This is a genomic window from Nocardiopsis yanglingensis (assembly GCF_045809185.1).
In the GTDB taxonomy this organism is placed as follows: Bacteria; Pseudomonadota; Gammaproteobacteria; order Xanthomonadales; family Xanthomonadaceae; genus Stenotrophomonas; species Stenotrophomonas yanglingensis.
Genome location: NZ_JBJNRH010000006.1, coordinates 110,774 through 119,021, shown reverse-complemented (window position 1 = coordinate 119,021; position 8,248 = coordinate 110,774). Strand labels below are relative to the sequence as shown.

7 protein-coding genes are annotated in these 8,248 nt (G+C 67.0%); 4 read left to right on the top strand and 3 right to left on the bottom strand.

Annotated features, from left to right (window positions below):
* Window positions 1-134 precede the first annotated feature (134 nt).
* The 3 genes from ACJ7C5_RS10745 to ACJ7C5_RS10735 form a co-directional block, all read right to left on the bottom strand.
* Window positions 135-1,304: a lytic polysaccharide monooxygenase gene (locus tag ACJ7C5_RS10745; protein WP_094001322.1), complete on the bottom strand. Its 1,170-nt coding sequence runs from the start codon at window positions 1,302-1,304 to the stop codon at window positions 135-137.
* Between the two features lie 178 nt (window positions 1,305-1,482).
* A complete protein-coding gene (locus tag ACJ7C5_RS10740; RefSeq protein WP_412703875.1) occupies window positions 1,483-2,652 on the bottom strand; it encodes a lytic polysaccharide monooxygenase in 1,170 nt (389 codons plus the stop codon).
* A gap of 233 nt (window positions 2,653-2,885) precedes the next feature.
* The gene (locus tag ACJ7C5_RS10735; protein WP_094001320.1) at window positions 2,886-3,371 is read right to left on the bottom strand and encodes a DUF1203 domain-containing protein; all 486 of its coding nucleotides are present in this window, start codon (window positions 3,369-3,371) and stop codon (window positions 2,886-2,888) included.
* A gap of 154 nt (window positions 3,372-3,525) precedes the next feature.
* Here ACJ7C5_RS10735 and ACJ7C5_RS10730 point away from each other — a divergent pair, with 154 nt between their 5' ends.
* From ACJ7C5_RS10730 to ACJ7C5_RS10715, 4 genes are all read left to right on the top strand, one after another.
* Window positions 3,526-4,728, top strand: coding sequence for a GGDEF domain-containing protein (locus tag ACJ7C5_RS10730; protein WP_412703874.1), 1,203 nt, complete (start codon window positions 3,526-3,528; stop codon window positions 4,726-4,728).
* Window positions 4,729-4,796: 68 nt separating this feature from the next.
* Complete coding sequence (locus ACJ7C5_RS10725; RefSeq protein WP_412703873.1) at window positions 4,797-6,323, top strand: alpha/beta fold hydrolase; 1,527 nt, start codon at window positions 4,797-4,799, stop codon at window positions 6,321-6,323.
* Complete coding sequence (locus ACJ7C5_RS10720; RefSeq protein ID WP_285317405.1) at window positions 6,320-7,066, top strand: ABC transporter ATP-binding protein; 747 nt, start codon at window positions 6,320-6,322, stop codon at window positions 7,064-7,066. Before ACJ7C5_RS10725 ends, ACJ7C5_RS10720 begins: the two co-directional genes overlap by 4 nt.
* Window positions 7,063-8,247, top strand: coding sequence for an ABC transporter permease (locus ACJ7C5_RS10715; protein ID WP_412703872.1), 1,185 nt, complete (start codon window positions 7,063-7,065; stop codon window positions 8,245-8,247). Before ACJ7C5_RS10720 ends, ACJ7C5_RS10715 begins: the two co-directional genes overlap by 4 nt.
* The last annotated feature ends 1 nt before the right edge of the window (window position 8,248 follow it).

Sequence of the window (8,248 nt, the reverse complement as noted above, 5' to 3'; positions counted from 1 at the left end):
CACCCCGACTACCCGCCGCTTGATTTCCTACTGCTTTAATTATGTCTGGTTTGGGCCGGCCGGGGGCCGCCACCCCCCCATGACGCCTTGAAATGCCCACCGGAGGCGGCATCACGCCGCCCCGGTGTCCTGCCTCAGTACGCGATCCAGGCGTCGCGCCAGGCAAAGCCGGTGCCCGGGCGGTAGGCATCGGCGTTGATGTTGCACCACGCACCTTCCGGGAACGGGCGGCAGGCGTACAACTTGCCGTCGGTGCCCTTCACAACGGTCTGGCCGGGCACATAGCTGCCGAGGCCGGCCGGGTACACATGGTCGTAGTCGTCACCCGGCGGCGGATCGACCGGATCGACCGGGCCCGGCAGGCGGGTATCGATCTGGAACAGGTTGCCCGGCTTCAGGTAGACGCGGTTCTCGGTGGCCGAGGCGACCGGTGTGATCACGCCGTTCTTCATCACGCCCACGCGCGCCTGCTGCGCACTGGCGTTGACCTTGCGGGCCAGCGCCAGCGGCCACTGGTTCGCAGCGGTCTGACCCGCAGCCAGGGTGATATGCGGGCTTTCCAGATCATTGCCCTGGGCGTTGAACACGCGCAGCGTCAGGGTGGTGCCTTCTTCCAACGCACCGCGGGCGGTCACCGCGCCGGCATCCTGCCACTGCGGCGGCGGTTCGACGCCACCACCGCCTTCGAAGCGCACGTCCGCGCAGGTATAGAACGCTTCACCGGAATCCGAGCGCTGCCAGGTGTTGTAGATGATGTGCTGGCCGCTGCGCTTGGGCAGCGGGCAGTCCAGTTTGTAGACGTCGCCGGAGACCGGCACGTTGCCCAGCGTGCAGAATTCCTGCAGATCGGCCCAGCGCAACGGGCTGCCCGGCTGCCAACCGTCGCGGGTGACGTAGAACTTCCACTCGCGGGTGGCATGCGGGGCCGGTGCCTTGAACTCGAAGGTGTAGCGGCCCCGAGAATCGGCGCGGATCGGCGAGGTCGGCCAGTCACTGCGGTTCAGATCGAGGCCGCGGTACTTGCTGTTTCCGCCGCTGCACAACTCGCCATCTGGAACCACCGCTTGATGGTTGCCGTTGGCGTTGGCCTGGTTGACGCCGGCCCAGTCGTAGAACGGTTGCGCACCGCCGATGGCCTTGGCCGCGGCGCAGGCCGGGTTGGTCGGGTTTTCCGGATTGCCTTCGTGGCACTGCTTCACGCGGCTGAGCGGCTTGGACAGGGTGCCGTGGGCGAAGGCGCTGCCGGACAGGGCCAGGCCGGCAACGACGGACAGTGCGAGGACTGCCCGGTGGGACAGATGCATGCAGGAACTCCTTTGCGAAGTGTGGGAAACCTCGCGCAGTCTTCACATGCAGGGTCGTCGGCAACATCGGACAAGTTTGAAATCGATCAAGGCCGTGATCGATCTGCAACACGGTGCTCACTGTGCCGCACTCCAGGCAGAAGGCGGCGCACTTTGCACCGCCTCCCATATCGCTGCGTCAGTAGGCGATCCACGCATCGCGCCAGGCCGCACCCACGCCCGGCCGGTAGGCTTCGGCATTGACGTTGCACCACGCACCTTCCGGGAATGGGCGGCAGGCATACAGCTTGCCGTCGCTGCTCTTCACCACGGTCTGGCCCGGCACATAGCTGCCGATGCCGGCGGGGTATACGTGGTCGAAATCACCGCCCGGCGATGGCGTCCCCGGGTCCGGCACCTTGGTGTCGAGCTGGAAGCGGTTGCCGTCCTTCAGGTATACGCGATTGTCGGTGGCCGACGCCGACGGCGTGATCACGCCGTTGTTGAGCACGCCCACGCGCGCATGCTGGGCACTGGCATTGACCTTGCGGGCCAGCGCCAACGGCCATTGCGCGGCCGCGGTCTGGCCGCTGGCCAGGATCGCTTCCACGCGTTCGACATCATTGCCGTTGGCATTGAACACGCGCAGCGCCAGGGTGGTGCCGACCGGCAGCTCGCCGCGTGCGGTGACCGGGCCAGCATCCTGCCATTGCGGTGCCGGTGTGGTACCGCCGCCGCCTTCAAAGCGCACGTCCATGCAGGTGTAGAACGCTTCGGTCGAATCCGAGCGCTGCCAGGTGTTGTAGATCACATGCTGGCCGGTGCGCTGCGGCAGCGTGCATTGCAGCTTGTAGGTGCCATCGGCCGACAGTGACGTGTTGCCCAGCGTGCAGAATTCCTGCAGATCGGCCCAACGCAATGGGCTGCCCGGTTGCCAGCCGTCGCGGGTGACGAAGAAGCGCCAGTCACGCGTGGCATGCGGCGCGGTTGCCTTGAACACGAAGGTGAACTTGCCATTGGCATCGGCATGGATGGGCGTGGTCTGCCAGTCGCTGCGGTTTACATCCAGCCCACGGAAGGTCGGGTTGTTGCCGCTGCACAGCTTGCCGTCGGGCACCACGGCCTGGTGGTTGCCGTTGGCGTTGGCCTGGTTGATGCCGTTCCAGTCGTAGAACGCCTGCGAACCACCGACGGCCTTGGCGGCGGCGCACGCGGGGTTGGTCGGATTCTCCGGGTTGCCCTGGAAACAGGCATAGACGCGGCTGATCGGCGTGGTCATGGTGCCGTGGGCCAACGCGCTGCCTGCCAGGCAGAGGCCCGCAGCGGCGAACGAGGTGGCCAGCAACAGCGGTGTGGATCGGAATGACATGGCGCTTCCTTGTGGTCGTCGAAAGAGAACGGTGACCGCAGGAGCTGCGCTGCACGGCGGACTTTCGGCGGCACCACGGCGAGTATCGAGTCGCGATGCAGGCTGAGGAACCACGGAAGCGCCGATCCGTGACTGGCGGTGTGAAGCCCTTCCCGCAGGCTTCACGCGGGACTGAACGGATGCGTTGGCCATCACGTCTTCGGCGAGGCATCGATCACGTCGTGGAGATCCTGCTACGTCGGCGCCATACCCACCCGATCTGCCTGGCACGAGAAGCAACCGTGGGCCGCGTTGTGCAGCTGCACGAAGGCCACGGCAGGGTCGGCAAACAGCGCGTCCAGCCGGGCGGAGACATCATTGCCTGCGCTGATCTCTGCGGCCAGCATCAACGCAGCCTGGTCATAGGCGCGCAACGAGATCGTACGGCGCTGTACATAGGCGGGTACCTCACCGGGCGGAAGCACGCAGCGTGTTACGCCACGCTGCACGAAGATCGGGCCCGAGGCGTGATAGGGCGAGTGCAGGGGCAGGTGCACATGGGACAACAGCAGCAGCTCGCTGCCACGGGGTGGATCGCTCAGGCTGACCCGGCAGGGGTGTCCTCCTGTTTCGCCGGCCCAGCGGCGCTGGATGCCCAGCGCGGCCAGCGCGGTGTCGCTCTTCTCGAACAGGTGCAGGAACGGGCGGTGGTCGATGCCACCGAGGTACCACGCATGCATGGGCGTCTCCTTGGTTTTCCGCGGATTCTGCGCATGCGCCGGTCACCGTGCTCGCCGTTTTCGGACCCCGCATCGCCATCGTGCCAGGCAGTGCCACGGGGATCGCACCACAAGGCGCTAAGATGCGCGCGCCGCCCCGGCCGATGAGCGCCGCATGTCCCTGGATTTCCCCACCATCACCGTGCTTGGCTTCCTGCTCTGCATCGGCATTGCCGTGGGGTTCTCGTTGCTGCTGGTCGTGCTGCGCGGGCAACCGGTGCTGCGCCAGTGGACCGCAAGTCTGTGGCTGCTGACCCTGGGCGTGACCCTGCTGGCGCTGCGACCCTACCTGCCGTTGGCACCGGCCATACTGGCCGGGAATGCAGCGATGGCCGGCTGCGCGGTGCTGATGCTGCGCGGCGTGGCACTGCATCTGGAACGGCCGCTACCGCTGTGGCGGCCATTGTTGATGGCGGCCGCGTTCATGGCCTGCATCTTCGCCTTCCTGGTGCTGTGGCCGGACCTGGGCGTGCGCCTGCAGGTGTTCAGTGTGTTCACGCTGCTGGTCGATGGCTGGATCGCGTGGCTGCTGCTGCGACATGCCCCCCTGCAACAGCGCACCAGCTGCCGTCTGGCGGCGGCGGTGTTCCTGGCCGAGGCGGCACTGTACGCGGTGCGCCTGTTCCTGCCGGTGGCACCCGATGCCGGTGAGGACATCATGCGCACCGGCACACCGATGTTCGTCACCTACATTGCCGGTGTGATGCTGGAACTGGCGCGGTGCTTTGCGATGGTGCTGCTGCTGGTCGAGCGCATGCTGGTCGATCTGCGGCGTACGGCGCGTACGGATGGCCTGACCGGTCTGCTCAACCGCAGCGCGGTGCTGGCCGATGGCCAGGCACAGTTGCAGCGGCTGCGTCGGCAGGGCCGGCCACTGGCCCTGTTGCTGGTCGACGTCGATCATTTCAAGCAGATCAACGACCGCTGGGGCCATCTGGCCGGAGACCAGGTGCTGCGCCACTTCGCTGCGCTGCTGCAGCACGATCTGCAGGGCGACGACACGCTGCTGGGACGCTACGGTGGTGAGGAGTTCGTGCTGGTGCTGGCCGGCAGCACGCAGGGTGAAGCGATGGCGCGGGCTGCGGCCATCCGTACCGCTCTGCAGCAGAAGCCGGCGCGGCTGGGCACCGGACCGGTGACGGTCACCGCCAGCATCGGCCTGGCGATGGACGATGGCCACGGCGACCTGTCCGCGCTGCTGGCAGCGGCGGACGCGGCGCTGTACCGGGCCAAGGCCGCGGGCCGCGATCGCCTGGCCTGCGCCACGCCGGCGGAGATTTCGCGTCTGCCCATCGCCGACGACGCCGTGCCCGTGTAAGTTGAGTCACATCTTCCGCGGCAGCCCGTCGTGGTTGCCAGGAACGTCCTCCAGGGGAAACGAGCACGATGCAAAGACACCACCTCGCGTTGGCCGCAGCGTTGGCCAGCCTGATGCTTGCCGGTTGCAGCCAGTCACCGTCACCCGGCACGGAAAGCGCCAGCGATGCGCCCAGCCGCCGTTTCGGCACGATCGACTTCCAGCCCTGCACGCTGTCCACCGAAGGCGCCAGCGCCAACGTGGAGGCGCAGTGTGCCACCCTGCAGGTGCCGGAGGACCGGGCCCAGCCCGATGGCCGCCGCATCGGCCTGCGCATTGCCTGGCTGGAATCGGGCAGCAGCGGCTCCAGCCAGCCCGACCCGGTGTTCTTCCTGGCCGGCGGCCCCGGCCAGGCGGCCAGCGAAGTGGCGGTCATCGTCGATGCCGCGCTGCGCCAGGTGCGCAAGCAGCGTGACATCTTCCTCGTCGACCAGCGCGGTACCGGCGGCTCCAATCCCCTCAACTGCCTTGGCACGGATGGCAAGGAACTGGCCATGGACGAGGATGCCGCACCCACTGAAGCATCGTTGCGCGACTATGCCGAGCGCTGCGCGGCCTCGCTGCAGGGGCGCGCCGATGCCCGCTTCTACACCACCACCGAGGCGATCGCTGATCTGGATGCGGTGCGTGGTGCGCTCGGCGTGGATCAGGTCAACCTGGTCGGCGGTTCCTACGGTACCCGCGTGGCCCAGCGCTATGCCGGTGCCTATCCACAGCACACGCGCAGCATCGTCATCGATGGCGTGGTACCGAATGAGCTGGTGGTGGGCGGTGATTTCGCCACGACGTTCGAGGATGCGATCGCCCTGCAATCGGCGCAGTGCCGCAAGGATGCCGCCTGCAGCAAGCGCTTCCCGACCGACACCCGCGCGCAGCTGCGCAGCGTGGTCGAGACCCTGCGCCATGCGCCGGTCTCGGTGGAATATCGCGACCCCGGCACCAACCAGCCCCGGCAGGATGTGCTGAGTCCGGACAGCGTGATCGGCCTGGCGTTCGCCTTCTCCTATGTGCCGCAGTATTCCTCGCTGCTGCCGCTGGTTCTCGATGAAGCCGCGCATGGCCGCTATGCACCGCTGGCATCGCTGGCACGGGGTGCGAACCGCAGCATGGATTTCCAGATCAATCGTGGCATGCAGTGGTCGGTGATCTGCAGCGAAGATGCGCCGCGCTACCACGCACCGGCCGAGGATTCCGAGCGCCTGTTCGGCAACGACGTGGCCAGTGCCTTCTTCGCCGCCTGCCCGGTATGGCCGCACCGGCCGGCACCGCCCGCCAATGCCGTGCCGCTGCGCAGTGACGTACCGGCGCTGCTGCTGTCCGGTGAACTCGACCCGGTGACGCCACCGCGCTATGCCGAGCAGGTCCTCAAGGGCCTGCCCAATGGCCGTGCGCTGGTCGCCCGTGGCCAGGGCCACGGCACGCTGACCGCCGGTTGCATGCCGCGCCTGCTCGGCCAGTTCATCGACAAGACCGATGCCAGGGCGCTGGATGCCGGCTGCCTGGACACGCTGAGCTACGTGCCGGCGTTCACCTCGTTCAACGGATGGGAACCATGATCGTCGCCGACAACCTGCACAAGGCCTTCGACACACGCACCGGCCGCATCCAGGCGGTATCCAATGTCGGCTTCCGTGCCGAGGACGGCCGCATCACCGGCCTGCTGGGCCCCAATGGTGCCGGCAAGACCACCACCATGCGCATGCTGTACACGCTGATGACCCCCGACCAGGGCAGCATCAGCGTCGATGGTGTCGATGCCGCACGCAATCCGGTGGAAGTACGCCGCCACCTTGGCGTGCTGCCCGATGCGCGCGGTGTCTACAAGCGCCTGACCGCGCGCGAGAACATCGCCTACTTCGGCGAACTGCATGGTCTCTCGGCCGAGCGCATCCGCGAGCGCATCGAAGTGCTGTCGCACGCGCTGGACATGGGTGACATCCTCGACCGCCAGACCGATGGCTTCTCGCAGGGCCAGCGTACGAAGACCGCGATCGCCCGCGCGCTGGTGCACGACCCGCGCAACGTCATTCTCGATGAGCCGACCAACGGTCTGGACGTGATGACCACGCGCGCGCTGCGGCGATTCCTGCTGGGCCTTCGCGAAGAGGGTCGCTGCGTGATCCTGTCCAGCCACATCATGCAGGAGGTGGCCGCGCTGTGCGACCACATCGTGATCATCGCCAAGGGCACGGTGATGGCGGCCGGCAGCGCCGACGAGCTGCGTGCGCAGGCCGGCGAGGCCAACCTGGAAGATGCGTTCGTGAAACTGATCGGCAGCGAAGAGGGCCTGCACGCATGAGCATGATGTCGACCCTGATGACGGTGATGCGCAAGGAACTGCGCGACCTTTCCCGTGATCGCCGCACACTGCTGCTGACCCTGCTGTTCGGGCCGCTGCTGTACCCGGTGCTGCTGCTGGGCATGGGCAAGCTGGCCGAGAGCCGGGTGCGCACCCAGATTGAACAACCGCTGCAGATTCCGACCATCGGTGCAGACAACGCCCCCAATCTGGTGCGTTTCCTCGCCGCGCAGGGGCTGAACACCGCACCGGCACCGAAGGACCTGGCCGAGGCCATCCGCAGCCAGGAGATCGACGTGGCGCTGCGCATCAGCGATGACTTCGGCAAGGACTGGGCCGATGGCAAGCCGGCGCTGGTGGAGGTGATCAAGGACAGTACCCGTCGCGCCGCAGAAGTGCCCAGCGCACGCCTGGAGGCGGCACTGGCGACCTACAACGGCCAGGTTGGTGCGCTGCGCCTGATGGCGCGTGGCATCGACGCGCAGGTGGCGCGGCCGCTGGACGTGGCGCGCCAGGATCTGGCCAGTGCCGAGGCCAAGCGCGGCATGATCCTGTCGATGCTGCTGCCGGTACTGCTCACGTTGACCTCGTTCATCGGCGGCGCCTACCTGGTGATGGACGCCACCGCCGGCGAGCGCGAGCGGCAGTCACTGGAACCGCTGCTGGCCACGCCGGGCTCGCGCAGCGCCATTGTCAGCGGCAAGATCGCCGCCGCCTGCGTGGTCGGGTTCGTATCGCTGCTGCTGACCCTGGTGGCGTTCAAGGTGAGCGCACAGATCGCGCCCGGCAACATCGGTCGCCAGTTCAACATGAATGTCGGTTCGATGCTGCAGATGCTGCTGGTGATGTTGCCGATGCTGATGATCGGCACCTCGCTGCTGACTTTCCTGTCGGCCGCAGCCAAGAGCATGAAGGAAGCGCAGAGCCACATGACCTGGCTGATGCTGCTGCCGATGATGCCCGGTTACGCGCTGGTGGCCTATCCGCTGAAGAGCGAGCTGTGGCAGTACGCCGTGCCGTTCCTGTCGCAGAACCAGATGCTGCTGAAGGTGATCCGCCACGAGACGATCACACCGGAGGTGTGGGCGATCTATCTCGGCGCCAGCCTTGGCCTGGCCGCAGTGCTGTGGTTCGCCGCGGTGCGGCGTTACCACAACGAGCGTCTGGCGATCTCCGGTTGAC